29 protein-coding genes are annotated in these 26006 nt (G+C 72.8%); 12 read left to right on the top strand and 17 right to left on the bottom strand.

Going from position 1 to position 26006, the window contains the following annotated elements:
- Nucleotides 1–60 precede the first annotated feature (60 nt).
- Nucleotides 61–1026 carry a YbgA family protein gene (locus tag SMD20_RS42050; RefSeq protein WP_329591937.1) on the top strand — a complete coding sequence of 322 codons (966 nt, stop codon included), beginning with the start codon at nt 61–63 and terminating at the stop codon, nt 1024–1026.
- 14 nt (nt 1027–1040) lie between these two features.
- On the top strand, nt 1041–1481 hold the full coding sequence (locus SMD20_RS42055; RefSeq protein WP_329591939.1) for an NUDIX domain-containing protein: 441 nt from the start codon (nt 1041–1043) through the stop codon (nt 1479–1481).
- Here the strand turns inward: SMD20_RS42055 and SMD20_RS42060 are convergent.
- Together SMD20_RS42060 and SMD20_RS42065 are read right to left on the bottom strand one after the other, a co-directional pair.
- Entirely contained in the window at nt 1468–2265 is a 798-nt protein-coding gene (locus SMD20_RS42060; protein ID WP_329591940.1) for a hypothetical protein, read from the bottom strand. The genes SMD20_RS42055 and SMD20_RS42060 overlap by 14 nt on opposite strands.
- Nucleotides 2266–2282: 17 nt before the next feature.
- Complete coding sequence (locus SMD20_RS42065) at nt 2283–2909, bottom strand: TetR/AcrR family transcriptional regulator (protein WP_329591942.1); 627 nt, start codon at nt 2907–2909, stop codon at nt 2283–2285.
- A gap of 81 nt (nt 2910–2990) precedes the next feature.
- On the opposite strand from SMD20_RS42065, the gene SMD20_RS42070 reads away from it, so the two are divergent.
- Nucleotides 2991–3917 (top strand): zinc-binding dehydrogenase, encoded by a 927-nt coding sequence (locus SMD20_RS42070; protein ID WP_329591944.1) that lies wholly within the window; start codon nt 2991–2993, stop codon nt 3915–3917.
- Between the two features lie 12 nt (nt 3918–3929).
- Here SMD20_RS42070 and SMD20_RS42075 read toward each other — a convergent pair whose 3' ends face one another.
- Genes SMD20_RS42075 through SMD20_RS42085 form a run of 3 tightly spaced genes read right to left on the bottom strand, consistent with a single transcriptional unit; the run spans nt 3930 to nt 6010 of the window.
- On the bottom strand, nt 3930–4382 hold the full coding sequence (locus SMD20_RS42075) for a hypothetical protein (protein ID WP_329591945.1): 453 nt from the start codon (nt 4380–4382) through the stop codon (nt 3930–3932).
- Nucleotides 4383–4421: 39 nt separating this feature from the next.
- Nucleotides 4422–5057: a DUF47 domain-containing protein gene (locus SMD20_RS42080; RefSeq protein ID WP_329591947.1), complete on the bottom strand. Its 636-nt coding sequence runs from the start codon at nt 5055–5057 to the stop codon at nt 4422–4424.
- Entirely contained in the window at nt 5054–6010 is a 957-nt protein-coding gene (locus SMD20_RS42085) for an inorganic phosphate transporter (protein WP_329591949.1), read from the bottom strand. Before SMD20_RS42085 ends, SMD20_RS42080 begins: the two co-directional genes overlap by 4 nt.
- A gap of 178 nt (nt 6011–6188) precedes the next feature.
- On the opposite strand from SMD20_RS42085, the gene purU reads away from it, so the two are divergent.
- A complete protein-coding gene (purU, locus tag SMD20_RS42090) occupies nt 6189–7043 on the top strand; it encodes a formyltetrahydrofolate deformylase (protein WP_329591950.1) in 855 nt (284 codons plus the stop codon).
- Nucleotides 7044–7056: 13 nt separating this feature from the next.
- Here the strand turns inward: purU and SMD20_RS42095 are convergent, their stop codons facing one another.
- Genes SMD20_RS42095 through SMD20_RS42105 form a run of 3 tightly spaced genes read right to left on the bottom strand, consistent with a single transcriptional unit; the run spans nt 7057 to nt 10268 of the window.
- Nucleotides 7057–7404: a VOC family protein gene (locus tag SMD20_RS42095; protein ID WP_329591952.1), complete on the bottom strand. Its 348-nt coding sequence runs from the start codon at nt 7402–7404 to the stop codon at nt 7057–7059.
- A 4-nt stretch (nt 7405–7408) separates the two neighbouring features.
- Nucleotides 7409–8200 carry a helix-turn-helix domain-containing protein gene (locus SMD20_RS42100; protein WP_329591954.1) on the bottom strand — a complete coding sequence of 264 codons (792 nt, stop codon included), beginning with the start codon at nt 8198–8200 and terminating at the stop codon, nt 7409–7411.
- A 10-nt stretch (nt 8201–8210) separates the two neighbouring features.
- Nucleotides 8211–10268 carry a prolyl oligopeptidase family serine peptidase gene (locus tag SMD20_RS42105; protein WP_329591956.1) on the bottom strand — a complete coding sequence of 686 codons (2058 nt, stop codon included), beginning with the start codon at nt 10266–10268 and terminating at the stop codon, nt 8211–8213.
- A gap of 279 nt (nt 10269–10547) precedes the next feature.
- On the opposite strand from SMD20_RS42105, the gene SMD20_RS42110 reads away from it, so the two are divergent.
- Genes SMD20_RS42110 through SMD20_RS42120 form a run of 3 tightly spaced genes read left to right on the top strand, consistent with a single transcriptional unit; the run spans nt 10548 to nt 12117 of the window.
- Complete coding sequence (locus SMD20_RS42110; protein WP_329591958.1) at nt 10548–11057, top strand: HNH endonuclease; 510 nt, start codon at nt 10548–10550, stop codon at nt 11055–11057.
- A 46-nt stretch (nt 11058–11103) separates the two neighbouring features.
- Nucleotides 11104–11901, top strand: a complete 798-nt coding sequence (locus tag SMD20_RS42115) for a GNAT family N-acetyltransferase (RefSeq protein WP_329591960.1) — start codon at nt 11104–11106, stop codon at nt 11899–11901.
- A 3-nt stretch (nt 11902–11904) separates the two neighbouring features.
- On the top strand, nt 11905–12117 hold the full coding sequence (locus SMD20_RS42120) for an FmdB family zinc ribbon protein (protein WP_329591962.1): 213 nt from the start codon (nt 11905–11907) through the stop codon (nt 12115–12117).
- A 55-nt stretch (nt 12118–12172) separates the two neighbouring features.
- Here SMD20_RS42120 and SMD20_RS42125 read toward each other — a convergent pair whose 3' ends face one another.
- From SMD20_RS42125 to SMD20_RS42135, 3 genes are all read right to left on the bottom strand, one after another.
- Nucleotides 12173–12673 (bottom strand): WYL domain-containing protein, encoded by a 501-nt coding sequence (locus tag SMD20_RS42125; RefSeq protein ID WP_177241217.1) that lies wholly within the window; start codon nt 12671–12673, stop codon nt 12173–12175.
- 110 nt (nt 12674–12783) lie between these two features.
- Nucleotides 12784–14622: a dihydroxy-acid dehydratase gene (gene ilvD / locus SMD20_RS42130; RefSeq protein ID WP_329591964.1), complete on the bottom strand. Its 1839-nt coding sequence runs from the start codon at nt 14620–14622 to the stop codon at nt 12784–12786.
- A gap of 164 nt (nt 14623–14786) precedes the next feature.
- Nucleotides 14787–15614, bottom strand: coding sequence for a nuclease-related domain-containing protein (locus tag SMD20_RS42135; protein WP_329591966.1), 828 nt, complete (start codon nt 15612–15614; stop codon nt 14787–14789).
- 202 nt (nt 15615–15816) lie between these two features.
- Here SMD20_RS42135 and SMD20_RS42140 point away from each other — a divergent pair, with 202 nt between their 5' ends.
- The gene (locus SMD20_RS42140; RefSeq protein ID WP_329591968.1) at nt 15817–16107 is read left to right on the top strand and encodes a hypothetical protein; all 291 of its coding nucleotides are present in this window, start codon (nt 15817–15819) and stop codon (nt 16105–16107) included.
- Between the two features lie 21 nt (nt 16108–16128).
- A complete protein-coding gene (locus SMD20_RS42145; RefSeq protein ID WP_329591969.1) occupies nt 16129–16494 on the top strand; it encodes a DUF5130 family protein in 366 nt (121 codons plus the stop codon).
- Between the two features lie 18 nt (nt 16495–16512).
- On the opposite strand, the gene SMD20_RS42150 is transcribed toward SMD20_RS42145, so the two are convergent.
- From SMD20_RS42150 to pepN, 3 genes are all read right to left on the bottom strand, one after another.
- Entirely contained in the window at nt 16513–17472 is a 960-nt protein-coding gene (locus SMD20_RS42150; RefSeq protein ID WP_329591971.1) for a hypothetical protein, read from the bottom strand.
- A gap of 90 nt (nt 17473–17562) precedes the next feature.
- Entirely contained in the window at nt 17563–19047 is a 1485-nt protein-coding gene (locus tag SMD20_RS42155) for a serine/threonine-protein kinase (RefSeq protein ID WP_329591973.1), read from the bottom strand.
- Nucleotides 19048–19210: 163 nt separating this feature from the next.
- Nucleotides 19211–21775, bottom strand: coding sequence for an aminopeptidase N (gene pepN / locus SMD20_RS42160; RefSeq protein WP_329591974.1), 2565 nt, complete (start codon nt 21773–21775; stop codon nt 19211–19213).
- A 90-nt stretch (nt 21776–21865) separates the two neighbouring features.
- On the opposite strand from pepN, the gene SMD20_RS42165 reads away from it, so the two are divergent.
- Both SMD20_RS42165 and SMD20_RS42170 read left to right on the top strand, forming a co-directional pair.
- Nucleotides 21866–22486, top strand: a complete 621-nt coding sequence (locus tag SMD20_RS42165; protein ID WP_442942570.1) for a mycothiol-dependent nitroreductase Rv2466c family protein — start codon at nt 21866–21868, stop codon at nt 22484–22486.
- 127 nt (nt 22487–22613) lie between these two features.
- Entirely contained in the window at nt 22614–24017 is a 1404-nt protein-coding gene (locus tag SMD20_RS42170) for an aldehyde dehydrogenase family protein (protein WP_329591978.1), read from the top strand.
- 18 nt (nt 24018–24035) lie between these two features.
- On the opposite strand, the gene SMD20_RS42175 is transcribed toward SMD20_RS42170, so the two are convergent.
- The gene (locus SMD20_RS42175) at nt 24036–24767 is read right to left on the bottom strand and encodes an SDR family oxidoreductase (RefSeq protein WP_329591980.1); all 732 of its coding nucleotides are present in this window, start codon (nt 24765–24767) and stop codon (nt 24036–24038) included.
- 22 nt (nt 24768–24789) lie between these two features.
- A complete protein-coding gene (def, locus tag SMD20_RS42180; protein WP_329591982.1) occupies nt 24790–25275 on the bottom strand; it encodes a peptide deformylase in 486 nt (161 codons plus the stop codon).
- An 89-nt stretch (nt 25276–25364) separates the two neighbouring features.
- Here def and SMD20_RS42185 point away from each other — a divergent pair, with 89 nt between their 5' ends.
- The gene (locus tag SMD20_RS42185) at nt 25365–25832 is read left to right on the top strand and encodes a ribose-5-phosphate isomerase (protein ID WP_329591984.1); all 468 of its coding nucleotides are present in this window, start codon (nt 25365–25367) and stop codon (nt 25830–25832) included.
- On the opposite strand, the gene SMD20_RS42190 is transcribed toward SMD20_RS42185, so the two are convergent.
- Nucleotides 25833–25988, bottom strand: coding sequence for a hypothetical protein (locus SMD20_RS42190; RefSeq protein ID WP_329591986.1), 156 nt, complete (start codon nt 25986–25988; stop codon nt 25833–25835). It abuts the gene before it with no gap.
- Nucleotides 25989–26006 lie beyond the last annotated feature (18 nt).

Genomic DNA, 26006 nt, shown 5'->3' on the forward strand with positions numbered 1-26006 from the left:
TGCGACTGATCTCCCCGGCCTTGGTTGCCCGCGCTCACCTGCACGGGATTGGATGGAAAGATGATCACGGGCAGGCCGGACACGCGACCGCGGGTGGCGGTGTCGAGCTGCCTGCTGGGCGAGCTGGTCAGATACAACGGCGGGCACAGCCGCGACCGCTTCCTCACCGACGCGCTCGACCCGTACGTCGACTGGATCCGCATCTGCCCCGAGATGGAGGCGGGCCTCGGCACGCCCCGCGAGACCCTGCGGCTGGAGGCCGCCGCCGACGGCCCCCGGCTGAGGACCCGCACCACCCACGCCGACCTGACCGACCGGATGCGCGCGCTCGCCGCCGAGCGGGCCGCCGTGCTCGACGTCGACGGGTACGTCTTCAAGGCCAAGAGCCCCACCTGCGGCATCCACGGCGTGCCCGTCTACCGCGCCGACGGGACGCCGGCCGACCGGCGCAACCGGGGCCTGTTCGCCGAGACGATCATCGCGGCCCATCCGCTGCTGCCGGTCGAGGACGAAGGCCGCCTGCACGACGCGCTGCTGCGCGAGAGCTTCGTGGAGCGCGTGTTCGCGCACGCCCGGCTGCGGGCGCTGCTCGCCGGTGGCTGGCGGCCTCGTGACCTGGTCGCCTTCCACGCCCGGCACAAGATGCAGCTCCTCGCCCACGACCCGCTCCGCTACCGGCAGGCCGGGCGGGTGGTCGCCGAGGCGGGCGTCCGGCCGCACGAGGAGGTGGCCGCCGCCTACGCCGCGATCTTCCGCGAGGCGCTGGCGACCAAGGCCACGCTGGGCAGGAACGTCAACGTGCTGCAGCACGCCATGGGCATGCTCGCCCTCGACCCGGCCCGGCGCGCCGACCTGGTCGAGGTGATCGAGTCCTACCGGGCCGGCGTGGTGCCGCTGAGCGTCCCGACGACGCTGCTGCGCCACCACGCGCGGGGCGAGGCGGCCGAGTACGTCAGCGACCAGACCTACTTCTCGCCCTACCCGGACGATCTGCGGCTGCGGAACCACGTACCGGCTCTCGGATAGCTAGCCTCGGTGGGATGGAGCATGTGAGCGCCCGTCCCGCCGCCCGCGTCGTCTGCCTCGACCGCGACGGCCGGGTGCTGCTGCTGCACTGGTACGACCGCGTCGCCCAGGCCGACGTGTGGGAGCCGCCCGGAGGCGGCATCGACCCGGGAGAGACGGCGCTCGACGCCGCCCGGCGCGAGCTGACCGAGGAGACCGGGCTGCCCGGCTCGGCGGTGATCGAGGGGTGCGTCGAGGTGGCCCGCGACTACGCCTGGCTGGGCGTCCGCTACGTCAAGGACGAGTCGTTCTACCTCGCCAGGCTCGCCGGGGCCCGGCCGGTGGTCAGGCCGGACGGGCTGACGGAGGAGGAGCGGGAGGCGTACCTCGGATACGTGTGGGCCGAGGAGCTGCCCGCGCGGGGGCTGGAGCCGCCGGGCCTGGCGGAGGTCGTCCGCCGGCTCACGGAGCGGTAGGCCGGCGGGGTTTCGCGCCGCCCAGCTCGGTCAGCGTCGTCGCCATCAGCCCGCGCAGCAGCGCGCCGGACAGCTTGTCGTGCACCTGCTCCACCGGCAGGCCCTTGCCCACCCGCTCCCGGTAGTCCTCGCGGGCGGCGGCGTCGGGGAAGGGCAGCGCGGTCATGCCGACGACGACGCTCACCCGGGTGCCGCCGCGCGGCAGCAGGGCGACGGCGTGGGTGCGCAGGCAGGTCTCGTCGGGGGCGCCGTACCAGCCGCACTTGACGGCCGCCTCGGCCGAGCCGAGCGCCTCCCGGATCCCGAACGTCTGCTCGCCCTCCACCTGCCGCATCCATTCCAGCACGTCGGAGGCCACCGGGTCGCCGGCCGCCGCCGACTGGGCGAGCACCGCGTACGCGGTCGCGACCTCCTCGGCGGCGACCTCGACCGAGCCGAAGCGCGAGGGGTCGCCGTTGGGCGGGGTCCAGGACACGCCGGTGCGCTCGCGGAGGTCGTCGAGGATGACGCCCGGCCCGACGCCGAGCCACAGGTTGAGCGTGTCGGCGTTGGAGGAGACCACGACCGCGGGCTCGGCGTGCCGGCGCCAGCGCTCCCGGTCGGGGATGCGGTCCGCGGTCACCCACGCGTAGAGGGGTTTCAGCAGCGACGCGCAGCGCAGCCGGGTGAAGCCGGCGCACGCGGACACCGTGCGGGGCGGCGGCCCGCCGTAGCCGCGCCGGATCCCGGCGGCCTGGGCCGCGGCGCTGTGGTCAAGGTCGTCGAGCAGGTCGTTGAACGCCACGCACCCCACCGTAGACCCTACGGGCGCTCTCCCCAGCGGCCTTCGTACCACTCGGCGCCCGGCGGATCGCCGGGCAGCGGGGTGCGGCCGGGGGCGCGCAGGCCGTCGAGCGCGATGGCGAGCAGCCGCCGCTTGACGTGCTCGTGCGCGGGGTCGGGCGGGCCGGGCGCGGGGCGGCTGAACTGCTCGATGAGCAGCGAGAGGTCGAGGGCGGTCACGTCCTGCCTGAGCACGCCGGCCGTGTGCGCCCGCCCGACGAGCCGCCCGGCCAGCTCGGTGGCCCGGCGCGAGGCGCGCCACATCTCGGGGGTGACCTCGATGGTGCCCGCGACGGGGGCGAGCGCGCCGGAGCGCAGGCCCACGCATTCACGGACGTACGCCTCCAGGCCGGACCACGGGTCGTCGTCGGCGAGTGCCGTCTCCGCGGCCTCGGCGGCGCGCTCCATGGCGATGAGGCACAGCCGCTGGAGCAGCTCCTCCTTGGTGCGGTAGCGGCGGTAGAGGCTGCCCATGCCCACGCCCGCCTGCCGGGCGATGGCGGAGACCGGCGCGTCGAACCCCTGCGTCGTGAACACCTCGTGCGCCGCCCGCAGCAGCCGCAGATCGTTGCGCGCCGCCTCGGCCTGCCTGCCGCGTCCGGACATGGAGACCACGATAGTCGCGGAGCGGTACGCTCCGATATAAATAACGGAGCGAATCGCTCCGACAATAGGAAGGGCGGGGACATGCGCGCGGTGATCCTGAGGCGGTACGGCGGGCCGGAGGAACTGGTCGCCGAGGAGGTGCCGGACCCGGTCGTGGGGCCGGGGCAGGTGCTGGTGCGGGTCGCGGTGGCGGGCGTGACGTTCGTGGAGACGCAGGTGCGCGCCGACCGGGGCCCGCGGCGGGCCGAGCTGCCCGCCGTCCTCGGCAACGGGGTGGCGGGCACCGTGCTGGCGGTGGGGGAGGACGTGGACCCGGCGCTGACCGGCACGCTCGTCGTCACCACGCTCGGCGGCCAGGGCGGCTACGCGGAGCTGGCGGTGGCCTCCGCCGCGGACGTCATCCCGGTGCCCGAGGGGCTGTCGCCCGAGCACGCCGTCGCGCTGCTGGCCGACGGGCGCACCGCGCTCGGCCTGGTACGCGCCGCCGCCCCGGCGCCGGGGGAGTGGGTGCTGGTCGAGGCGGCGGGCGGCGGCGTGGGGAGCCTGCTCGTGCAGCTCGCCGGCGCCGCCGGGGCCCGCGTGGTCGCGGCGGCCGGGGCCGACGCCAAGCGCGAGCTGGCCGCGAGCCTGGGGGCCGAGCTCACCGTCGACTACACGCGGCCGGACTGGACAGCCGAGGTGCGCGCCGCGACGGGCGGGCTCGACCTCGTCTTCGACGGCGTGGGCGGCGACATCGGCGCGGCGGCGCAGGGGCTGCTGAAGGACGGCGGGCGGATCAGCGTGTACGGCATGGCGGGCGGCCCCATGACCACCCCCGATCCGCGCGTCAAGGCCGTCGCCTGGCCGGACACGGACCTGCGCGAGCTGTCGCGGGCGGCGCTGGCCGAGGCGGCGGCCGGTCGCCTCCGCCCGGTGATCGGCGCGGTGGTCCCCCTGGAGTCCGCCGCCTCCGCCCACGCGGCCATCGAGGCCAGGACGGTCGTCGGCAAGACCCTGCTGGTGCCCTGAAGGAAGGGACCTTCAGAGGGGTGACCTGGCCAGGGTCAGGGCCAGGGCGAGCGGCGGCAGCGCGACCACCGTCAGCGCCGCCGCCACCCGCCACCCCCGGTGGACCCGCGACTCGGTCACGAACGCCGCCACGACCCCCGCCCCCGCGAACGCCGCCCCGGCCACCGCCAGATCCGCCCACTGCGAGGTCCACGACGGCAGCGCCTCCGCGGCCAGCCGGAACACCACCAGCGCCCCGGCGGCCACCAGCGCCACCCGCCGCGCGGGCCGTACGTCCACCCGCTCCAGCACCCGTACGGACCCGGCGAGCAGCACCAGGCTGATCACCACGAGCAGCCCGACGGACGGCGCGAGGCACCCCCAGTCCTCGCAGCCCACGCCGAGCCAGGCGACGCGGACGGTGGCCCACCACAGCACCCCGAGGACGGCGCACACCGCGGCCGCCCGCCCCATTCGCCCCGCCATGACCTCCATGTTCTCATCGAAGGCCGGCGGGGGAGCCGGTCAGCGCTTCATGGCGCCGTCCGCGATGGCGTCCGCCGCCTCGCCGATCGCCATCCCGACGATCTCCAGCCGGCGCACCAGTTCCCGCTCCTTCATCTTCTCCGGGGTCAGCTCGTCGCCGGAGAAGATGCGCGAGATCTCGTACTGGTACATCCGCCGGATCGCCCCGCCCGCCTTCTTCGCCTCCAGCGCGTCCACCTCGACCGCCGACGGGCTCGCGGCCAGGTCGCGTACGGCCTGCTCCAGGGCGTCGATGCCGACGATGACCTGGTCCAGCATGGGCGTGAAGCGGATCTGCTCCGGCACCCGGTACAGATGGGACTCGCGCACGAAGTCCCGCAGCGAGTCCAGCACGTCGTCGATCGAGCGCGACAGCCGGAACAGGTCCTCCCTGTCGATCGGCGTGACGAGGGCGGACTGGAGCTCGTCCACGAGCCGGGCCCGCTCCTCGTCGCCCAGGTGCTCGATGGAGCGCATCCGCTCGTGCGCCCCCGTGCGCCCCACCTCGCCGCCGATCATGGCCATGGCCAGCCAGGCCCCCTCCTTGGTGGCTTCGAGCTGGCCGAGCAGCGCCTCGGTCACGCCGGCGTCCATGCGCCCGGAGATGAGATCCCTGATCCACCGCAGCCGCTTCACAACACTCTCAGTCCTTTCACCGCCAGGGCCAGGACCCAGCCCGCCAGCGCGCTGGCCGGCAGGGTCAGCAGCCAGGCCGTCGCGATCTTCAACGCCGCGTACCAGCGGACCCGCCCGCTGCCCTGCGCGACGCCCGCGCCGATCAGGCCGCCCGCGATGGCCTGGGTCATGCTCACCGGCATCCCGGCCGCCGCACAGCCGATGACCGCCAGCCCCGACGCCAGCTCGGCGGCGACGCCGTGCGGGGGCCTGGAGACGATGATCTCCCGGCTCAGCGTGCGGCCGGCGCTCGGCAATCCGTAGAGGACGCCGATCCCGAAGAGCAGGGCCACCAGCGACGTGTACGGGACCGGCGCGTCACGGAAGCCGATGGCGATCATGAAGAGCGCGAGCATCTTCTGGGAGTCGTTGGCGGCGTACGCGACGGTCTGCAGCAGGAAGCCCAGCCGGTGCCACCGGCCGAGCCCCCGGGAGCCCGTCACCAGCGCCAGCAGCCGGATCAGCACCCACGCCAGCAGCCCGCCCGCGATCGGGGCGGCGACGCCGAACGCGAGCACCTGCGCCACCGTCGCCCCCGACACCGGCAGCCCCCAGCCGAGGCCCGCCCCGGTGAGCCCGCCCACGACGGCGAGGGTGAGGCTGGTCGGGCGGCCTTTGACGCTGAGCGCGACGACCACGCCGAGCGCTCCGAGCACGGCCGCCGACGTCGCGATCCGCCCGCCGGGCGCGTCGAAGTTCGCCAGCCGGTCCACGAACGTCAACGCCACCTGATACGACAGCAGCGGCACGACCGCCACCATGAGGATCAGCCCGAGGATGCCGATCGCCGGCCGCACCGTAGGCAGCTTGAGCCCGGTGGCGAGCAGCGCGCCGCCGTCGTTGATCCCGGACACGATCGCGAACAACGCCGCCACCACGACCAGGACGACGGCGTCCACAGGCACGTGCTCCACCCCCGTCAGCTCAGGACGATGAGGCGGGACCCGGCCGAGTTATCCAAATCGTCCGTAATGCCGGCTAACTACCCCATATTCGAGCGCCCAGCGGGTCCCCGGCGACACTCCTCACGCCGGTACGCTCGACCTGACGCCCGATCCACGTCCCCACGACACTAAGCGCGAGAGTGACCGCATGACCAGCCCAGCCGAATACATCCTGACGCTCTCCTGCCCCGACCGCCCCGGCGTCGTGGCCGCCGTCTCCGGCCTGCTCGCCCGCCACGGGTGCAACATCATCGAGAGCCAGCAGTTCGGCGATCGGAAGGCGGAGCGCTTCTTCATGCGCGTGCAGTTCGCCGGCCGGCAGGCTGAGGACGACATCAGGGCGGCCTTCGCCGCCCTGGCCCCCGACTTCGCCATGGAGTTCACGGTCCGGGACGTCGCCCGCAAGCCGCGCGTGCTGATCATGGTCAGCAAGTTCGACCACTGCCTCAACGACCTGCTCTACCGGGTCAAGGCGAGGACGCTCGACATCGACGTGGTCGCCGTCGTCTCCAACCACCCCGACCTGCGCCCGCTCACCCAGTCGCACGGCATCGACTACCACCACCTGCCGGTCACCCCCGAGACCAAGCCCAGGCAGGAGGCCGAGGTGCTGGCCCTGGTCGAGCACTACCAGGTCGACCTCGTGGTGCTGGCCCGCTACATGCAGGTGCTCTCCCAGGACCTCTGCGAGAAGCTGGCCGGGCGGGCGATCAACATCCACCACTCGTTCCTGCCGTCGTTCAAGGGCGCCAAGCCCTACCACCAGGCGCACGACCGGGGCGTCAAGCTGATCGGCGCCACCGCCCACTACGTGACCTCCGACCTCGACGAGGGGCCGATCATCGAGCAGGAGGTGGCCCGGGTCAACCACAGTCACTCGCCCGAGGACCTCGCGGCCATCGGGCGCGACGTCGAGTGCGTGACGCTGGCGCGGGCCGTCAAGTGGCACGCCGAGCAGCGGGTGCTGCTCGACGGCCACAAGACGGTGGTCTTCCCGCGCTGAGCCCGCGCGGAGGTCAGGGCCGGTAGGTCCCGAACCACCAGGTGTTGCCCTCGGGGTCCGCGCAGCCGTACTCCCTGGACCCGTACGGCTGGTCCACCAGCGCCATGGTGACCCTGGCCCCCGCCGCCACCGCGCGGTCGTGGTGGGCGTCCACGTCGTCCACCGCGACGTAGATCCCCGGCCCGCCCGGCCGGCCCTGGCCGAGCATGATGATGTCGTCGCCTGCCAGCACTTCGGCGTGGTGGACCACGCCCTCGTCGTTCTTGGACACCTCGTGCGCCCGGAAGCCGAACGCCTCCGTCAGGAAGTCGAGCGCCGCACCGCAGTCCTGGTAGCGGGCGAGCGCGTACACGGTTCGCATGGGCTCAGCATGCCGCGCGGCCGCCCCGGGGTCTTGGAGAAATCTGACCGGGCGTGACGTCGCCGAGCGCCCGGAACTCCCTGTTCAGGTGCGCCTGGTCGTAGAAGCCGCACTCGTCGGCCACCAGCGCGGGAGCCGCACCCGAGCGCAGCAGCCGCGCCGCCCTGCCGAACCTGATCACCCGGGCCGCCGTCTTCGGCGGCAGCCCCACCTGGTCCTGGAACCGCGCCACCAGGTGCCGGTGGCTCCAGCCGAGCGCGGCGGCGAGCTCGGGCGCGCGGACCCGCCCGCCCGACTCCAGCAGCCGCGCCCACGCCCACGGCACCTCCGGCCCCACCTCGGGCCCCTGCCGGAGCCGGGCCAGCAGCAGCCGGTCGGCCAGCGCCAGCCGCTCCCGCCAGGACGGCGTGGCGGCCAGCCGCTCCACGACCGCCTCCGCCCACGGCCCCAGCAGCTCGCCGGCCGGCAGGACGCGGTTGGTCAGGTGACGCATCGGCAGCCCGTGCAGCCGCCGGGCGCCGAACGGCGTGAGGAACACCTGCACCCCCTCCGTCGGCCCCGGCGTGCGGGTGACCGTGAACCGGTCGCCGAGCCCGCCGGCGAACGCCGTGAGCCGCTGCCCGTCCACCTCCATCGGCGTGCCGAAGGCGAGGATGAGCACGGCCCCGGGCATCGCCGGCTCCGCCCGCGTCACCGGCGCGCCGTGGCGCTCGCGGTAGGCGGTCAGGCGGGTGACGTAGGGGCGCAGGGCAGCGCTGGGGACGGCCTCGACCATGGCCAGCCCCAGCGCGCTCACTTTTCCGACTCTAGAGCCCGGTGTGGGCGGCGAGGAAGGTCAGCGTGTCGGCCGACAGGTCGACCGAGCGGCTGACCGAGCGGGCGCCGTGGCCCACCTCGGTCTCGTTGCGCAGCAGCACCGGCCGGCCGGAGGCCGTCGCGTGCTGCAGCGCCGCGCACATCTTCCAGGCGTGCAGCGGGTGCACCCGGGTGTCGGACTGGAAGACGGTGAACAGCGTCGCCGGGTATTCCACGCCCTCCTTGACGTGGTGGTAGGGCGAGTAGCCCCAGAGCCAGCCGAACTGCTCGGGGTCGTCGGCCGAGCCGTACTCGACGTTCCAGGTCGCGCCCAGGCCGAACAGCTCGTACCTGACCATGTCGAGCAGCGGGGCCGAGCACACCACGGCGGCGTACAGGTCGGGCCGCTGGGTGAGCGCCGCGCCCACGAGCAGGCCGCCGTTGGAGCCGCCGGAGATGCCGAGCTGCCCCGCCGTGGTCACCCCGGTGGCGATCAGGTGCTCGGCCGCGGCGTGGAAGTCGTCGAAGACGTTCTGCTTGTTGCCCAGCATGCCGTCGCGGTGCCACTGCTCGCCCTCCTCGCCGCCGCCGCGCAGGTTGGCGATGGCGTAGACACCGCCGGCCTCCACCCACGCGAGGATCGAGGCGGAGTAGCCGGGGGTCATGGAGATGCCGAAGCCGCCGTAGCCGTAGAGAATCGTCGGGCGGGGGCCGCTCGCCTCGCCGGGCGGCGAGATGATCAGCATCCGGACGTCGGTGCCGTCCGCGGAGCGGTAGACGACCTGCTCGGTGCGGACGTCCGGCACCTCGACGGCGCCCGGCGAGGCCGCCCACAGCGTGGTCTCGCCGGTGCGGGCGTCGTAACGCTGGATGGTGGGCGGGGTGGTGTTGTCGGTGTAGCCGAACCACGCCTCGTGGCCGCCCTCGGGGCGCTCGGCGATGCCGCCGATCGAGCCCAGGCCGGGCGTGGGCACCTCGCCGAGGCGCTCGCCGGTCTCCAGGTCGTGCAGGGTGATCTCGCTGATCGCGTGGCGGGTCCAGCCCACCAGCAGCACCGGGCGCTCCAGGTCGTCGAGGATGGCGAAGTCGTTGAGCACCGCCTCGGGGTCCTCGGGGATCAGATCGCGCCAGGTGTCGTAGCCGGGCTCGGCCGGGTCGCTGACGCACACCCGGCCGCGGGAGGCGTCGCGGTCGGTGTGGACGTACAGCCGGCCGTCGCGGCCGAAGACCAGCCCCGCCTGCGCGTCCACGCCCTCCTGGACCACCCTGAGGTCGGGCCGGTCGGCCGGGGACGCCGTCAGGTCGGCCACCCAGAGGTCGTTGCGGGGCGCGGTGCCCTCGTGCGCCGAGACCTGCAGCCAGCGGCCGTCGCGGGAGACCCCGACGCCGTAGTAGTTGGTCATCTTCAGCCCCTGGCCGAAGATCATGACGTCGTCCTCCGTGGAGGTGCCGACGCGGTGCAGGTAGACGCGGCGGTGGAACTGGCTCTCGTTCTCCGGCACCTCGGTGCTCGGCAGCCGGCGCACGTAGTAGAACGCCTCGCCGCCGGGCAGCCAGGCGACGGGGGAGTAGCGGCAGCGGTCGATCGGCCCCTCGACCCGGACGCCCGTCGCCACGTCCATGATGTAGAGGACGGACTCCTCGTTGCCGCCCACCGAGAGCTGGTAGGCCAGCAGCCGCCCCTCCTTGTCGGGCTGGACGGCGTCGAGCGTGGTCAGCCCGGACGGGTCGATGGCCATCGGGTCGATCAGCGCCCGCTCGGTGCCGTCGGCCTCGACGACGTAGTAGACCGCGTGCTCCTGGTCGGGCGTGCGGCGGCTGAAGAAGTAGCGCTCGCCGCGCCAGGCGGGCACGCCGACCGAGCCGGACCGCAGCAGCTCGGCGATGCGGCTCTTGAACCGTTGCGGCCCCCTGCTCCGGCTGAACAGCTCGCTCTGCGCGAGCAGCCACCCCTTCGTCTCCGGGCTGTCGGGATCCTCCAGCCATCGATAGGGGTCCGGTACGGGCGTTCCGTGCAGTTCGTCGATGATGTCTTCGCGGCGCGCGGTCGGGTACGGCTCTCGGCTCATGCAGGGAACCCTACTGCCACGGAGCAGGCGTAAAACGCAGGTGAAGCGGGCATAAAACGTACCGTGCGTCCCTTTAGTCAGTCCGGTGAGTGGTTATGGGGTGGCGGGGACAGCGCTGCTAACGCCAGACTTGCTGACAGGACGGTGCCGTGGTGACCATCCGCTGGGCCGTCCGGCGGAGGTCCACGTGACGGAAGCACGAGTGCCCCAGGAGGGGCCGATAGCCGGGACATGCCACGGCATGTCCCCTCTCATACGCAAGCAGCGGGGAGAGGCCCGATGACGCGCCAGGTCCTGCTGCTGAACGCCACTTACGAGCCGCTCACCACCCTCTCGCTGCACCGCGCCGTCGTGCTGGTGCTCCGGGGGAAGGCCGACGTCGTGCACCGCGACGGCAGGGGCGCCGTGCTGCGCTCCGCGAGCTGCACGCTCGACGTGCCCTCGGTGATCAGGCTCCGCAGATATGTCCGCATCCCTTACCGGTCCCGCATCCCCCTGACCAGGGCGGCGCTCATGCGCCGTGACAACTACCGCTGCGCCTACTGCGGCCAGCGGGCCGAGACCATCGACCACGTCATCCCGCGCTCGCGGGGCGGCACGCACACGTGGGAGAACTGCGTGGCGTCCTGCACCACCTGCAACCACAGCAAGGCCGACAAATACCTGGAAGAGCTGGGGTGGACGCTCCGCGTCCTCCCCGCGGTGCCGCGCGGGGCACACTGGCGGCTGATCGGCGCCTCCCTCGTCGGCGACCCCCAGTGGGCGCCCTACCTGGAGGCGGCGGCCTGACCGTCTGCTTTGTCCGGGCAGGCCGGTGCCTGGCACCATGCCAGGCATGTGGACCTTCACCTCGGACCCCGAGGAGTACGCCGCGGTCGCCGAGCCCTTCCTGCTCGGCGACCCGGTGGGCAACACCGTCCCGCTGACCGTGCTGGCCGACCTGCGCGCGGGCACGCCGGCCAAGGACCCGCGATTCGGCTGGTGGACGGTGGGCGGGCAGGTGCGCGGGGCGGCCTCCCGCACGCCTCCTTACCCGATCGGGCTCGCCGTCATGCCGGTCGAGGCGGTCGCGCCCCTGGTCGAGGCGCTCGGCAGGGACATCCCCGCGCTGGTCGGCCGGGCCGAGCTGACCGACGAGGTCGTCCGCCTGATGGGGCCGCCCGCGCGGACCGTCGCCGAGCGGCTCTACCGGCTCGGCACGCTCAGCGTCCCCGAGGTGCCGGGGCGGGGCAGGCTCGCCACGCCCGCCGACTTCCCGCTGCTGGTGAGCTGGTACCACGCCTTCGGCGAGGAGGCCGGGCTCGGCGAGGGCGACCCGGCCGAACGGGTGGCCCAGCGGCTCACCCGGCGCGAGCTGTTCGTGTGGGAGGACGGCGGCGCGCCGGTCGCCCTCGCGGCGCTGTCGCAGGCGGCGGGCGGGGTCTGCCGGATCGGGCCGGTCTACACGCCGCCCTCGCGCCGCCGGCGCGGCTACGGCTCCGCGATCACCGCCCACGTCAGCCACGTCGGGCTCGCGGAGCGGGGCGAGGAGATCGTGCTCTTCACCGACCTGACCAACCCCACCAGCAACGCCATCTACCAGGCCATCGGGTACGAGCCCGTGTCCGACTACGCGCACATCACCTACGCTTAGGCCATGCCGCGTTACGACTTCCGCTGCCGCGCGTGCGGCTCCACGTTCGAGGTGTCCCGCCCGATGTCGGCCTCCGACGCACCGGCGCCCTGCCCCGAAGGCCACGACGACACCGTGAAGCTGCTGTCCACGGTCGCCATGACCGGTGGCGCCGCCGCACCCCGCCCCAGCGGTGGCGGCGGCGGTTGCTGCGGCGGGGGCTGCTGCTCCTCCTGACCCCCGACCCGTGAGGCCGGGGCGGCGGTGAACCGGCCGCCCCGGCGTCCTGGCGTTAGGCCGCTCCGGCCCTGACCCGCTTGCGGCGCTGGAACGGCAGGAACCGGTCGGCCAGATGCGGCCGCGCCGGCGTGAGCGTGGGCTCGACCGCGAGGATGCGGTCGAACCGGAAGGCCCTGATCCCGCGGCGCATCCGGCACACGCCGACGAGATACCAGTATTCGCGGTGCACCAGGCAGGTCACCGGCTCGACGTCGCGGACGGTGACGTTGCCCCCGGCGTCGCGGTAGTGCAGGCGGATCATGAGCCGGCTGGTGATGGCGTCGGCCATCAGCCTGGCCCGGGAGGCGATCTCCAGGGGCAGCGGCTCGGTCAGGGTGGTGAGCGTGGCGGCGATGACGTCGTCGTCGAGCTCCAGGTGCTGGAGCGCGTGCTGCAGGCCGCGCCGGGCGGTGACAGCCTGGGGTCCCGCGCCGAGGTGGGCGAGGGAGAGTGCGAGGGCGGCGATCTCGGCGGTCGTCAGCGGGCGAGTATCGTGCTTCACGACTGTCGTCATACCCAAAGAATACGGACCGCGACCGACATTTTTCGAAAACCTGTCCGGAAGGACAGGTGCCCGGACACGCAGAAGCGGCGGGTGGAAACCCCGCCGCTTCGGACGCCGGACTACTTCGACAGTTGTGACAGGTCCCGCGAGGCCCCCGTCGAGGCGGAGGTCGTCATCGCGGCGTAGGCCTGCAACGCCACGCTCACCGGCCGGTTGCGCTCGCGCGGCCGGTAGCCGCCCAGGTCGGCCAGCAGCCGCTCGCGCCGCGCCGCCAGCTCGGCCTCGGGGACGCGCAGCTCCATCGACCGGCCGGGGATGTCGATCTCGATGAGGTCGCCGTCCTCGACCAGCGCGATCGTGCCGCCCTCGGCCGCCTCGGGGGAGGCGTGGCCGATGGACAGGCCCGAGGTGCCGCCGGAGAAGCGGCCGTCGGTGACCAGCGCGCACGCCTTGCCGAGGCCCTTGCCCTTGAGGAACGAGGTCGGGTAGAGCATCTCCTGCATGCCGGGGCCGCCCTTGGGGCCCTCGTAGCGGATGACGACGACGTCGCCCTCCTTGACCCGCCCGCCGAGAATGCCCTCGACGGCCTCCTCCTGCGACTCGAACACCACCGCGGGGCCGCTGAAGCGCCAGATCGACTCGTCCACGCCGGCGGTCTTCACCACCGCGCCGTCGCGCGAGATGTTGCCGTAGAGCACCGCGAGGCCGCCGTCGGCGGTGTAGGCGTGCTCCAGGTCGCGGACGCAGCCCTCGGCCCGGTCGAGGTCGAGGTCGTCCCAGCGGTTGCCCTGCGAGTACGCCTTGACCGTGCGCACGTTGCCGGGCGCCGCGTGCCAGAGCTCGACGGCCTCCGGCCGGACGGTCGGCGACTTGACGTCCCAGCCGGCCAGCAGGTCGGCCAGCGTGCCGCCGTTGACCGTGGGCACGTCGCGGTGCAGCAGCCCGGCCCGGTCGAGCTCGCCCAGGATGGCGGGGATGCCGCCGGCCCGGTGGACGTCCTCGACGTGGTATTTGCTGGTGGCCGGGGCGACCTTGCACAGGCACGGCACCCGCAGCGAGATCTCGTTGATCTCCTTGAGGCCGAAGTCGACCTCGGCCTCGCGGGCCGCGGCCAGGATGTGCAGGATCGTGTTGGTGGAGCCGCCCATGGCGACGTCGAGCGCCATGGCGTTCTCGAACGCCTCGCGAGTGGCGATCGAACGCGGCAGCACCGACTCGTCGCCCTCCTCGTAGTAGCGGCGGGTGATCTCGACCAGCGTGCGGCCGGCGTCCTCGAAGAGCTGCTTGCGCGCCTTGTGCGTGGCCAGCGTGGTGCCGTTGCCGGGCAGCGCCAGGCCCATCGCCTCGGTCAGGCAGTTCATGGAGTTGGCGGTGAACATGCCGGAGCACGAGCCGCAGGTCGGGCAGGCGCTCTCCTCCATCTCCAGCAGCTCTTCGTCGGTGACCGACGCGTCGGCGGAGGCGATCATCGGGTCGATGAGGTCGAGCTTGCGGCCCGGGGTCTTGCCGGCCTCCATCGGGCCGCCGGAGACGAAGACCGTCGGGATGTTGAGCCGGAAGGCGGCGAGCAGCATGCCCGGCGTGATCTTGTCACAGTTGGAGACGCAGATGAGGGCGTCCGCGCAGTGCGCGTTGACCATGTATTCGACCGCGTCGGCGATCAGCTCGCGGGACGGCAGCGAGTAGAGCATGCCGCCGTGGCCCATCGCGATGCCGTCGTCGACCGCGATCGTGTTGAACTCGCGGGGGATGGCGCCCGCCTCACGCACCGCGCCGGCGACGACGTCGCCGACCTCCCGCAGGTGCACGTGACCGGGGACGAACTGCGTGAAGCTGTTGGCGACGGCCACGATCGGCTTGCCGAAATCGCTCCCGGCTACGCCGGTCGCCCGGAGCAGGGCCCGGGCACCGACCATGTTCCTGCCGTGAGTGACCGTACGTGACCTGAGGGCGGGCATCGCGCTTCTCCCATCGCTGTCGAGTCTTCACATGGTACGACCACCGCCCGGTGACTGAGACAAACCGTCCACGCTTCGGACGAGACGACGACCCGGCGTGAGAACGCGCGAAAGCGCCGCACGCCCGCCCGGGGGAGGCGGCGTGCGGCGCTGCCGGTCGTCCGTCAGCCTTCGCCGTAGCGGGGAGGCAGCACCTTGCCGGCGATCTCGAAGATCTTCTCGATCTCGGCGTCGGTCAGCGCCCGCTCCCGCTTGGTGATCCACTTGCGGGCCCGGTCGCCCTGGTAGACGTCCACGCCCCGGATCGTCATGATCTTCCACGGCACGGGCGGCCCGTAGATCGCGAGCGAGGGCACGACAGGCACCTCGCGCCCGAACGACGCGCTGATCAGCTCGCTCGCCTTCGACGCCTCGAACTTGGCGTGGGTCAGCCGCTCCTTCTGGTCGAACGGCCCGTGGAAGAGCTTCTTGGCCATCTGCACACGGACCGGGAGGCGCTTGTCCCACTTCTCGGAGTCGACGGCGTAGACGCCGGTCGGGCCGACCACGAGGTGGTCGATCTGCTGCTCGGTGTCGGGGATCGCGCGGGCGTGCAACGTGCGGTAGCCCAGGCGTTCCAGCTTGCGTAGTTGTGCCTCGGTGCGCCGCTCCGCCACGGAGGCGCGCCGCCACGCGGGCACGGACGAATTGGAGCGTGCCCGGTAGGCCGCCTCCAGAATGGCCGCGACCACGCCCGCGGTCACGCCGATCCGCCAGTCCTGCGCCAGGAAGCCCACCACGATCGCCGCGGCGACGCCCACCAGCAGGCGCGTGCGCCACCGGCGGAAACGCGGTTGTGCCAGCAGATCGCGCACGGACGCGCGTGGCACGGGCGCGTACGTGGAGGTGGGCGCCGATGGCGTCGAGGCGGCGGTCCGCTCGCTCTCCGGCCGGTCGCTCACCCAGATCGGTGACGCGTTGTGACCGTCTTCTCGCTGGTTGTCGGTGTCCACGTGACTCACCGTAGCCCGGAAATCTTGCCGAATCCTAGTGTTGCCCTGTCCATACTTTTATGGCCCAGCTCATCGTGTTCCACGCCCGTTTTCAGGGTATTAACTACGTTCTTCTCTAGAGAAGTGCCCGCTCTCCCATGATCATAACTCCCGCCCCCGCCGGGGTCTGGCCGGACTCGCGCACGAGGTTTACGTTCGTGGTGTGAAGAGCGCGGCAGAGATCCTGCTCTATCTCTTCGGGGTGTCCTTGGGGCTGTTCGTGCTGATCAGCCTGCTGGTGATGCTGCCGGGGCGCGGCGCGCAGCGGCGCGCGGAGGCGGGGCCGGTGTGGCTCGGCGGGCCGTCCCGCAGCGAGCGCGGCGTGAGCACGTCGGGGCTCGTCCTCGCCGACCGGGTGGCGCACTGGGCGGAGGTCCCCGAGAACGACTGGGTGTCCGCGGCCGAGACGGCGGAGCCGAGCCGGCACGTCGGCGGCGCCTCGGCCGGATGGTGAGGTGACGATGGGAGCACCGAGATGCGCGGACTGACCAGCGCCCAGGCCGACGACCTCCGCCAGGCCCTGCGCACCGCCGAACGGCGCAGCGGGCTGCGCTTCGGGCTCTTCCTCGGCGCGCCCGCCGCCGGCGGCCGGCGGCACTTCGCCGAACGCCTGCACGCCGCGCTCGGCGCGGAGGCCGCGAGCGCCGTGGTGGTGCTGGTGGACCTGCACGGGCGCGGCATCGAGATCGTCACCGGCGAGAGCGCCCGCTCCCGCCTCGGCGACGCCGCCTGCCGGCTGACCGCGATGTCCATGGCGACGGCCTTCAGCGCCGGCGACCTGATCGGCGGCCTGCTCTACGGCATCAACGCCCTCGGCGAGCAGGCGACCGCCCGCCGCTGACCCGGCGCGAGCGGGGGGTCAGGCGGCCTCGTGCCGTTCGAGCAGCCGCACGACGTGCTCGCTGACGCCGTGCAGGAGCGTCGAGGGCTCGATGGGGGCGTCGGCGATGGCGGCGAACAGGGCGGGCAGCCCCGGCAGCGGGAACCCGTCGTCCTTGGAGGCGGCGGCGCCGACGGGGTTCTTGTCCAGCGCCAGGCGGCTGCGCTCCCAGGCGTCGAGCACCTCCTCCGGCGACGGCACCCCGAACCCGTGCCCCACGGGCGCGGCGTGCCGCAGCCGCACCAGCGGGGTCTCGGCGAAGGCCAGCGCCGTGCGGGCGCGCATCTGCAGGTCGGCGCGGGGTTCGGGATCGATCCAGTCCATCGACGTGCAGGGGTTGCGGCAGGTGGCCGCGCACACCGCCAGAGCCCCCGCGACCTGGCTGTGCTGCCGGTCGAAGTAGGCCCGCCAGCCCTCCGCCGGCTCCACCGACACCCGCAGGGTGCGGTTGGTGGCGGACTGCTCGGACTTGGTGTGGTCGCACTCCCGGTCGCCGATCACCCCGAACCGGCTCCCCGGCGCGCTCAGCCCGGCCGGCCAGCGGGCCGGATCGCCGGCGTGGCCGAGATGCGGCTCGAACGCCAGCAGCGGCAGGTATTCGCTGGCGATGTGCACGGCGGCGATCATTGGGCTCAGCTCCCGCCGGTGCCACCGCACCGCGATGGCCTCCAGCAGCAGCCCGTACGCCGGCCGCAGCGACTCCAGCGCCCCCCGCGGCTGCTCGCGCGGCGTCTGCGGCATGTGGCAGGCCCGGGCCCGGCGCCTCAGCTCGGCGGGCACCACTCTGGCCTCGGCGGCGAAGTCCTCCGCGTCGAGGGAGAGCAGCCGCTGCCCGAACTCGCACACCTCCGCGATCTCCGCTGCCGGCGCGAGCGCGCCGAGGTCGGCGAAGGCGTAGCGGCGGGCCAGGGCGATGAGCAGGTCACGAGTCGTCTCCACGGGACGACCTTCTCACGATCGCCGAGTATTCGCGTACACCGGCAAAGCGCGCGGGCAGCCGATTACGGGCACCCCGCTACGGGCACGCGGCTATGGGCACGGCTCGCGGATGCACTGGATGTCGCCCGGTGGGTCGCTCGGCGGCTCCGTCGCCGGCGGCTCAGGGCCGGAGGACTGCGTAGGCTCGGAGGTGGGCTCCTTCGTCGGCTCCTTGCTCGGCTCGGGCGTGGTCGGGGCCGCGGTGGGCGTCTGCGTGACCGACGCGGTGGGCGTGACGGTCACCGACGGGGTGGGCAGCGGGTCGACGCCCTTCGTCGGCGCGGCGGTCGGACTCTGCCGGACCGGAGGCACGCTCGGCTGCCGGGAGGTGGCCGGGGTCTTGGGACCGGTGGTCGCCGTGGTGCCGGTCACGCTGGGCGGCGTCACCGTGGCCTCGCTGGACGAGCGATCCGGGCGCAGCCACACCGCTCCGGCGACGCCGGCCGACACCAGCACCGCGGCGGCGACGGTGAGCGCCACCCGCGCCGTCCGCCGCCCGCGCCGCTCGGGACGGGCGGGCAGGGTCCCGCCCGCAGTGTCGCCTGCTGGTCCGCCCGCCGCGCCGGGCAGCGCTCCGGGATCGGTGCCGTGAACGCCGCCGCCCGGGAAAACTCCCGGCCCGCCGGCCGTGCCGGCCGTGACCGTGCCCGCGACGCCGGTGCCGGGCGCCGCCGTGGGCCCCGTGTCGCCGGCCCCGTACGGCACGACGCCGGGGGCGGCCAGGGCCTGGCGGGCGGCCGCGGCCATGGCGGCGGCCGACTCCCAGCGCTGCTCGGGCGTCTTCTGCAGCGCCCGCGTCACCACGGCCCGCGGTCCTGCGGGCACGTCGCCGGGCAGCTCCGGCACCGGCGAGTTGAGGTGCTTGAAGATGATCTGTACGGGGGTTTCGCCCTGGAACGGCGGCCGCCCGGTCAGGCACTCGAACGCCACCACGCCGAGCGCGTAGACGTCGACCGCCGGCGTGACCTCGCTGGAGGTCGCCATCTCCGGCGCGCAGTAGCCCGCCGAGCACAACATCTGCCCGGTCGCCGTCAGGTGCCCGGCCGAGACCGAGTGCGCGATGCCGAAGTCGGTGAGCGCCACCCCGCCGCCCTCGCGGACCATGAGGTTGGCCGGCTTGACGTCACGGTGCACGATGCCCTGCGCGTGCGCGGCGGCCAGCGCGTCGCCGACCTCGGCGACCAGCCGCATGGCGGCGGCCGGGTCGAGCGGGCCGCGGCGCAGCACCCGGTCGAGCGACTCGCCCCGCACGTGCTCCATGACGAGGAAGGTGACCTGGCGGCCGGAGATCTCGCAGGTGCCGTAGTCGTAGACGTCGACCACGCCGGGATGGGTGAGCGTGGCCATGGCCCTGGCTTCGTTCTGGAACCGCTGGGCGAAGGTGGCATTCTCGGTCAGCGCGGGAGTCATCACCTTCACCGCGACCGAGCGGCCGAGCACTTTGTCCTCGGCGCGCCAGACCTCGCCCATGCCGCCGCCGCCGAGACGACCGGCCAGCACGTAGCGGTCGTTGAGCGTGGTCCCGGCGCCTAGCACGTAGTCGAATCTAACACCGGCTCTGAGGTGGCAGGACCAAGTCGGCGCAGGTGTCGGACGCCCCCGCCCGTCCGGGCGTCACGCCCGCCCGCGCCGGTAGGGAACAGTCACCGTAGGGGTATGGTGCGCCGGGCGGAGGAGTCCTCCGCCCGGCGCGCGAGGCTCAGGAGGCCGCCGCGTCCTTCTCCTGGTTGCGCAAGGCGCGGCGGACGCCGTCGGCGCCCTCCAGGATCAGCCGGCGCAGCGCCTGCGGCGGCTGCTCGGCCGCGAGGTAGTCGTCGGCGGCCCGTACGGTCGCCTCCTCGATGAGCAGCGCGGGGAAGCAGCCCACCGCGAACGACGACGCCTGGTCGAACGTCCACTCCTTGTAGATGCGCCCGACCTCGGCGAAGTACTTCTCCCGGTACGGCGCGAGCAGCTCGGGGTGGTGCGGGTCCTGGAACCCGCCGATCGTGGCGCGCGCGATGTGGTTGGCGAGCTCGCCGCCCACGATGCGATCCCACGCGGCCGCCTTGGCCTCGGCGGTCGGCAGCGCGGCCCGGCACTGCGCGGCCGAGCGCTCACCGGTCGCCGTGGGGTCGCGCTCCAGCTCGGCCGCGATGCCCGTCTCGTCGATCCGGCCGCCGACGACCAGCGCGTGCACCAGGCTCCAGCGCAGGTCGGCGTCCACGGCCAGCCCCTCGGGCACGAAGGTGCCGTCGAGGATGCCGGCCAGCAGGTCGAGGTCCTCGCCCGAGGTGGCCGCCGGCGCGAACGCGTGCAGGTAGGCGAGCTGGTGGTCCGAGCCGGGCGCGGCGGCGGCGAGCAGCGAGCGCAGCTCGTCGGCCAGCAGTCGCAGGCCCTCGGCCCGCCAGGCCGGGTCGGCGTACTGCTGGACGGCCTGGCGGGCCTGCCGCAGGATCGCCTGGAGCACGGTGAGGTCGGTGACCACGCTCGCGCCGGAGACGACCAGCCGGACGTAATCGCGGGCCGACATCTCGCCGTCGCGGGTCATGTCCCAGGCCGCCGACCAGCACAGCGCCCGCGGCAGCGAGTCGGTGAACGCGGCGATGCCGCCGTTCACCAGCGTCCGCAGGGAGTCGTCGTCCAGGCGGATCTTGGCGTAGGTGAGATCGTCGTCGTTGATCAGCACCAGGTCGGGCCGCTCCGCGCCGACCAGCTCGGCCACGGGCGTGCGGGCGCCGACCACGTCCAGCTCGACCCGCTTGGTACGGGTCAGCGCGCCGTCCACCATCGAGTACAGCCCGACGGCGATGCGGTGCGAGCGCAGCGTCGGGTAGTCGGCGGGAGCCTCCTGCAGCACCTCGAAGCGGGTGAAACGGCCGTCCTCGACGTCGAACGACGGGCGCAGCGTGTTGACCCAGGCGGTCTCCAGCCACTCCTTCGACCAGGCCGACAGGTCCCGGCCCGAGGTGCGCTCCAGCGCGTCGAGCAGGTCCTTCAGCTCGGTGTTGCCCCAGGCGTGGTCGGCGAAGTAGTCGCGCACGCCGGCGAGGAAGTTCTCCAGCCCCACGTACGCGACGAGCTGCTTGAGCACCGAGGCGCCCTTGGCGTACGTGATGCCGTCGAAGTTGACCTCGACCGCCTGCATGTCGGGGATGTCGGCGGCGATGGGGTGGGTGGAGGGGAGCTGGTCCTGGCGGTAGGCCCAGGCCTTCTCCACGTTCGCGAACGTCGTCCAGGCCCCCCTGCCCCACCGCGTGGCCTCGGCCTGGCAGAGCACCGACATGTAGGTGGCGAACGACTCGTTGAGCCACAGGTCGTCCCACCAGCGCATGGTGACGAGGTCGCCGAACCACATGTGCGCCATCTCGTGCAGGATCGTCTCGGCGCGCCGCTCGACCAGGGCGTCGGTGACGCGGGAGCGGAAGACGTAGTCCTCCAGGAACGTCACGCAGCCCGCGTTCTCCATCGCGCCGGCGTTGAACTCGGGCACGAAGAGCTGGTCGTACTTGCCGAAGGGGTAGCGCACCCCGAACACCTTGTGGAAGAAGTCGAAGCCCTGCCGGGTGACCTCGAAGATGTTGTCGGCGTCGAGGTGCTCGGCGAGCGAGGCGCGGCAGTAGATCCCGAGCGGGATGCCGTCGTGCTCGGAGGTCGCCTTGTGGTACGGCCCGGCCACCAGCGCGGTGATGTAGGTGGACATGACGGGAGTGGTGTCGAACGTCCACCGCTTGGCCGCCTGCACGGTGCCGTGCCGTCCGGCCTGCTCGGGCAGGTTCTCGACGTTCGTGGCGGCGGCGTTGGAGACGACCTCCCAGTCGGCCGGGGCCAGCACGGTGAGCTGGAAGGTGGCCTTGAGGTCGGGCTGGTCGAAGCAGGCGTACATGCGGTGGGCGTCGGCCGTCTCGAACTGCGTGTGGAGGTAGACGCCCTGGTCAACCGGGTCGACGAAGCGGTGCAGGCCCTCGCCGGTGCGCATGTAGGAGCAGTCGGCGTCCACGCGCAACTCGTTCGACTCGGCGATCGAGGGGAGCGGGAAGCGGCCCTTCTCCGCGTCGTAGGCGGACACGTCGAGGTCCTCGCCGTTCAGGGTGACCTGGCGGACGTGCGCGCCGTGCAGGTCGATGAAGGTGGACGAACCGGGGACCAGGCCGGAGAAGCGGACCGTGGTGACGCTTTCGAAGCGCTCCTCACCTTCCGTCAGATCGAGGGCGACCTCGTACGACTCGACCTTCAACAGCCGGGCGCGTTCGCGCGCTTCGTCCCTGGTCAGGTTGCCTGCCAAGTTCCGCTCCTTTTCAACCGCTTCGTCGGGGTTGTCGGTATCCTGTCACGGCGGGAATAGGATCCGAGCCACCTCAGGTTATGGCCCCACATGGCTGAGAAGATTCCCGTGGACCTCTGGTTCGATCCTGCCTGTCCCTTCGCATGGGTAACGTCACGGTGGCTGCTCGAAGTCGAGAAGGTTCGGCCCATCGAGCCCCGCTTCCGCTTCATGTCGCTCCACTACCTCAATGAGGGCAAGGACGTGCCCCCCGAATACAAGGAGCGGGCACTCAAGGCGCACGGATCGGTCCGGGTCGTGGCGGCCGCCGCCGCCAAGCACGGCGAGGAGTACATCGGCCGGCTCTACACCGAGCTCGGCACCCGCCTGCACAACGAGGGCCTCGGCAAGGACCCCGAGAAGCTGCGCGAGATCAACGAGGCCGCCCTGGAGGCCGTGGGCCTCGACCCGCAGCTCGCCGACGCCATGGAGTCGGAGGAGTGGGACGCCGGCATCCGCGCCTCCCACGACGAGGGCATCACGCTCGTCGGCCAGGAGGTGGGCACGCCGATCATCCGCGCCGGCGCCAACGCCTTCTTCGGTCCGGTCATCACCAGGATCATCAGGGGCGAGGACGCCGGTCGCCTGTGGGACGGCGTCGTCGCGGTGACGGAGTTCGACGACTTCTTCGAGCTCAAGCGCACGCGCACCCGCCGCCCACAATTCGACTGAAAACCCGCTGTCAGTGCATTTCGGATACCCCGCGGGGAGGAAAGACCCTGATGGCGGTGGAGAATCCTTATCCCCGGCTCAGTGAACCTCCCTCGCGAACGCCGGGATGCGCTGTCAGGATGGGGACATGCGTCAGCTGTACATCGGCGGCTCCTGGACCGCCTCAGCGTCCGACGAGTCCATAGAGGTCGTCAACCCGGCCACAGAAGAGGTCATCGACCACGTGCCCGCCGGCTCTCCCGACGATGTGGAGTCGGCCGTGGCGGCGGCGCGAAGAGCGTTCCCGTCCTGGTCGCGCAGCGCGCCGGCCGAACGCGGCAAGCTGCTCGCCGCCGCGGCCGAGCTCCTGCGGCAGCGGGCCGACGACGTCGCCGCGGCGATCGCCACCGACATGGGATCGCCGCTGGGCTTCGCGCTCAAGGTGCAGACCCTGATGCCCGCCGGGGTCCTCGCCTCCTTCGCCCACCTGGCCGAGAGCCATCCGCGCGAGCAGCGGGTCGGCTCCTCCCTGGTCGTCAAGGAGCCCATCGGGGTGGTCGCGGCCATCACGCCGTGGAACTACCCGCTGCACCAGATCGTCTGCAAGGTGGGCGCGGCGCTCGCCGCCGGGTGCACCGCCGTGCTCAAGCCGAGCGAGGTCGCGCCGCTGGCGGCGTACGAACTGGCCGGCATCCTCGACGAGGTGGGCCTGCCGCCGGGCGTGTTCAACCTCGTCAGCGGGCGCGGGCCGGTCGTCGGCGAGGCCATGGCCGCCCACCCCGAGGTCGACATGGTCTCCTTCACCGGTTCCACCGCCGCGGGCCGCCGGGTGGCCGCGCTCGCCGCCGAGACCGTCAAGCGGGTGGCGCTCGAACTCGGCGGCAAGTCCGCCAACATCATCCTCCCCGACGCCGACCTCAAGCTCGCCGTCAAGGTCGGCGTGGCCAACTGCTTCGTCAACGCCGGGCAGACCTGCTCGGCCTGGACCCGCATGCTCGTCCACCGCGACCAGTACGACGAGGCCGTCCGCCTCGCCGTCGAGGCCGCCCGCGGCTACATCGTCGGCGACCCCTTCGACGAGTCCACCCGGATCGGCCCGCTGGTCTCGCAGGTCCAGCGCGACCGGGTGGTCCGCTACATCAACCGCGGCCAGGAGGAGGGCGCCCGGCTGGTGGCCGGCGGCACCGACCGGCCGCACGAGCGCGGCTTCTACGTCGAGCCCACGGTGTTCGCGGGCGTCGAGCCCGGCATGGCGATCGAGCAGGAGGAGATCTTCGGGCCGGTGCTGTCGATGATCCCCTACACCACCGAGGACCAGGCCGTCTCCATCGCCAACGGCACCCGCTACGGCCTGGCCGGCGCGGTCTGGGCGGGCACCGAGGAACGCGCCCTGGGGCTGGCCCGCCGCCTGCGCACCGGCCAGGTCGCCGTCAACGGCGGCCGGTTCAACCCGCTGGCCCCGTTCGGCGGCTACAAGCAGTCGGGCGTCGGCCGCGAGCTCGGCGAGTACGGCCTGGAGGAATACCTGGAGATCAAGTCGCTCCAGCTCTGACGCCTTCCCGCGGATGGCTCAGACCAGCAGGCCCCCGCTGGCGATCAGGTTCTGGCCGGTGATCCACCGCCCGTCGGGCCCGGCCAGGAACGCCACCACCGAGGCGATGTCGTCCGGCCGCCCCAGCCGCCCGAGCGCCGTGAGCGCCTGCGTCCGCTCCAGCGCCTCGGGCGGGTTGGCGCCGCGCAGCATGTCGGTGTCGGTCGCGCCCGAGGAGACGACGTTGACGGTGATGCCGCGCCCGCCCAGCTCCCGCGCCGCCACCTTGGCGAACTGCTCGACCGCGCCCTTGCCGCCGCAGTAGAGCGCGAGCGTCGGGGCGGGCACCTGAGTGTTGAGCGAGGAGATCGTGACGATGCGCCCGCCGTCGCGCATCACCCCGGCGGCCCACCGCATGGCGAGGAGGACGGCGCGCACGTTCACCGCGAACGAGCGCTCGAAGTCGTCGTCGGTGAGGTCGGCCAGCAGCTTCTGCCCGGTGGTGGTGGCCGCGTTGTTGACGAGGATGTCCACGCCGGGCAGCCGGGCCTCCGCCTCGGCGAACAGCCGTTCCAGGTCCTCCTTGACGCCGAGGTCCGCGCGCACCGCCGTCGCGCCCGTCTCCTTGGCGACCCGCAGCGCGGCCTCCTCCGATCGCTCGTAGCAGAAGACGACCTCGGCGCCGTCCTGCCGCAGCCGCTCCACGACGGCTCTGCCGATGCCGCGGGAGCCTCCCGTGACCAACGCGCCCTTGCCGGAAAGCACAGTCATGCGGCCACGCTACGCCCCCGGGTCAGGCGCGCGACATGATCCCGCGGGCCTCGTCGCGCGGCAGGCGGTCGACGTACAGGCGGCCGTCGAGGTGCTCGGTCTCGTGCTGGAAGCAGCGCGCCAGCGAGCCGCGGGCGCGTACGCGCACCGGCCGCCTGAGCCGGTCCACCCCCTCCACGGTCACGCCCGCCGCCCGCGCGACGGGGGCGTAGATCGGCCGTCCGGTGCGCCGGTCGGGCACCGACAGGCAGCCCTCCTCGTCGGCGATCTCCTCCGGGTCGTCCACCGTCAGCACCGGGTTGATCACGTGGCCCTTGCGCTTGTTGATGTCGTAGACGAACAGCCGCCGCGACACGCCGATCTGCGGGGCCGCCAGGCCCACCCCGTCGACCGCGTACATCGCCTCGAACATCTCCTCGATCAGGCGGCGCAGCTCGCGGTCGAAGTCCGTGACCGGCTCGGCGGGCGTGCGCAGCACGGGGTCGCCGATGACGCGGATCTCTCGCATGATCCCTGCCTTCGTAAGGGGTGGTGAGCAGAAGTGATCCTTACTCTAGTGCGCGAGCCGCCACCCCGGGGCTGTGGAAGACTGGGCGGGTGCGTGTCTACATCGGTGCCGACCATGCCGGCTATGAGCTCAAGAACCACCTCGTGTCCTGGCTCAAGGACCACGGGCACGAGGTGACCGACTGCGGTCCCTTCGTCTACGACGCCGAGGACGACTATCCGGCGTTCGTGCTGCGCGCCGCCGAGGGCGTCGCGGGCGACCCGGCGAGCCTCGGCATCGTCATCGGCGGCTCGGGCAACGGCGAGCAGATCGCCGCCAACAAGGTGCGAGGCATCCGCGCGGCCCTGGCCTGGAGCGAGGACACCGCGCGCCTGGCCCGCGAGCACAACAACGCCAACGTCGTCGCCATCGGGGCGCGCATGCACTCCCTCGACGAGGCCACCCGCTTCGCCGAGGTCTTCCTGGGCACGCCGTTCTCCGGCAGCGAGCGCCACAGCCGGCGCATCGCGCAGCTGGCCTCGTACGAGACGATCGGCCAGCTCCCGCCGCTGCCCTGACTATCCGTTCTGTCCCTTGCGCCGGGTCTCGCGCTTCGGCATCTCGTCACGCAGGGGCCGCCGGTCGGCGGCCTCCTGCTGCACCTTCGCCGGGCGCGACACGTCGCGGGCGCGCATGGCGATCGTCGCGGTGATCTGCAAGCTCTGCAAGGCCATGACCCGAGCGTACGTCCG

The organism is Nonomuraea sp. LP-02, from assembly GCF_036289125.1.
Classification (GTDB): domain Bacteria; phylum Actinomycetota; class Actinomycetes; order Streptosporangiales; family Streptosporangiaceae; genus Nonomuraea; species Nonomuraea bangladeshensis.

Bases quoted from the DNA above. Each gene is read 5' to 3' on its own strand.
- SMD20_RS42050 (WP_329591937.1), top strand. From the start codon at position 61: ATGATCACGGGCAGGCCGGACACGCGACCGCGGGTGGCGGTGTCGAGC.
- SMD20_RS42055 (WP_329591939.1), top strand. From the start codon at position 1,041: ATGGAGCATGTGAGCGCCCGTCCCGCCGCCCGCGTCGTCTGCCTCGAC.
- SMD20_RS42065 (WP_329591942.1), bottom strand. From the start codon at position 2,909: ATGTCCGGACGCGGCAGGCAGGCCGAGGCGGCGCGCAACGATCTGCGG.
- SMD20_RS42070 (WP_329591944.1), top strand. From the start codon at position 2,991: ATGCGCGCGGTGATCCTGAGGCGGTACGGCGGGCCGGAGGAACTGGTC.
- SMD20_RS42075 (WP_329591945.1), bottom strand. From the start codon at position 4,382: ATGGCGGGGCGAATGGGGCGGGCGGCCGCGGTGTGCGCCGTCCTCGGG.
- purU (WP_329591950.1), top strand. From the start codon at position 6,189: ATGACCAGCCCAGCCGAATACATCCTGACGCTCTCCTGCCCCGACCGC.
- SMD20_RS42095 (WP_329591952.1), bottom strand. From the start codon at position 7,404: ATGCGAACCGTGTACGCGCTCGCCCGCTACCAGGACTGCGGTGCGGCG.
- SMD20_RS42105 (WP_329591956.1), bottom strand. From the start codon at position 10,268: ATGAGCCGAGAGCCGTACCCGACCGCGCGCCGCGAAGACATCATCGAC.
- SMD20_RS42110 (WP_329591958.1), top strand. From the start codon at position 10,548: ATGACGCGCCAGGTCCTGCTGCTGAACGCCACTTACGAGCCGCTCACC.
- SMD20_RS42115 (WP_329591960.1), top strand. From the start codon at position 11,104: ATGTGGACCTTCACCTCGGACCCCGAGGAGTACGCCGCGGTCGCCGAG.
- SMD20_RS42120 (WP_329591962.1), top strand. From the start codon at position 11,905: ATGCCGCGTTACGACTTCCGCTGCCGCGCGTGCGGCTCCACGTTCGAG.
- SMD20_RS42125 (WP_177241217.1), bottom strand. From the start codon at position 12,673: ATGACGACAGTCGTGAAGCACGATACTCGCCCGCTGACGACCGCCGAG.
- ilvD (WP_329591964.1), bottom strand. From the start codon at position 14,622: ATGCCCGCCCTCAGGTCACGTACGGTCACTCACGGCAGGAACATGGTC.
- SMD20_RS42145 (WP_329591969.1), top strand. From the start codon at position 16,129: ATGCGCGGACTGACCAGCGCCCAGGCCGACGACCTCCGCCAGGCCCTG.
- SMD20_RS42165 (WP_442942570.1), top strand. From the start codon at position 21,866: ATGGCTGAGAAGATTCCCGTGGACCTCTGGTTCGATCCTGCCTGTCCC.
- SMD20_RS42170 (WP_329591978.1), top strand. From the start codon at position 22,614: ATGCGTCAGCTGTACATCGGCGGCTCCTGGACCGCCTCAGCGTCCGAC.
- SMD20_RS42175 (WP_329591980.1), bottom strand. From the start codon at position 24,767: ATGACTGTGCTTTCCGGCAAGGGCGCGTTGGTCACGGGAGGCTCCCGC.
- def (WP_329591982.1), bottom strand. From the start codon at position 25,275: ATGCGAGAGATCCGCGTCATCGGCGACCCCGTGCTGCGCACGCCCGCC.
- SMD20_RS42190 (WP_329591986.1), bottom strand. From the start codon at position 25,988: ATGGCCTTGCAGAGCTTGCAGATCACCGCGACGATCGCCATGCGCGCC.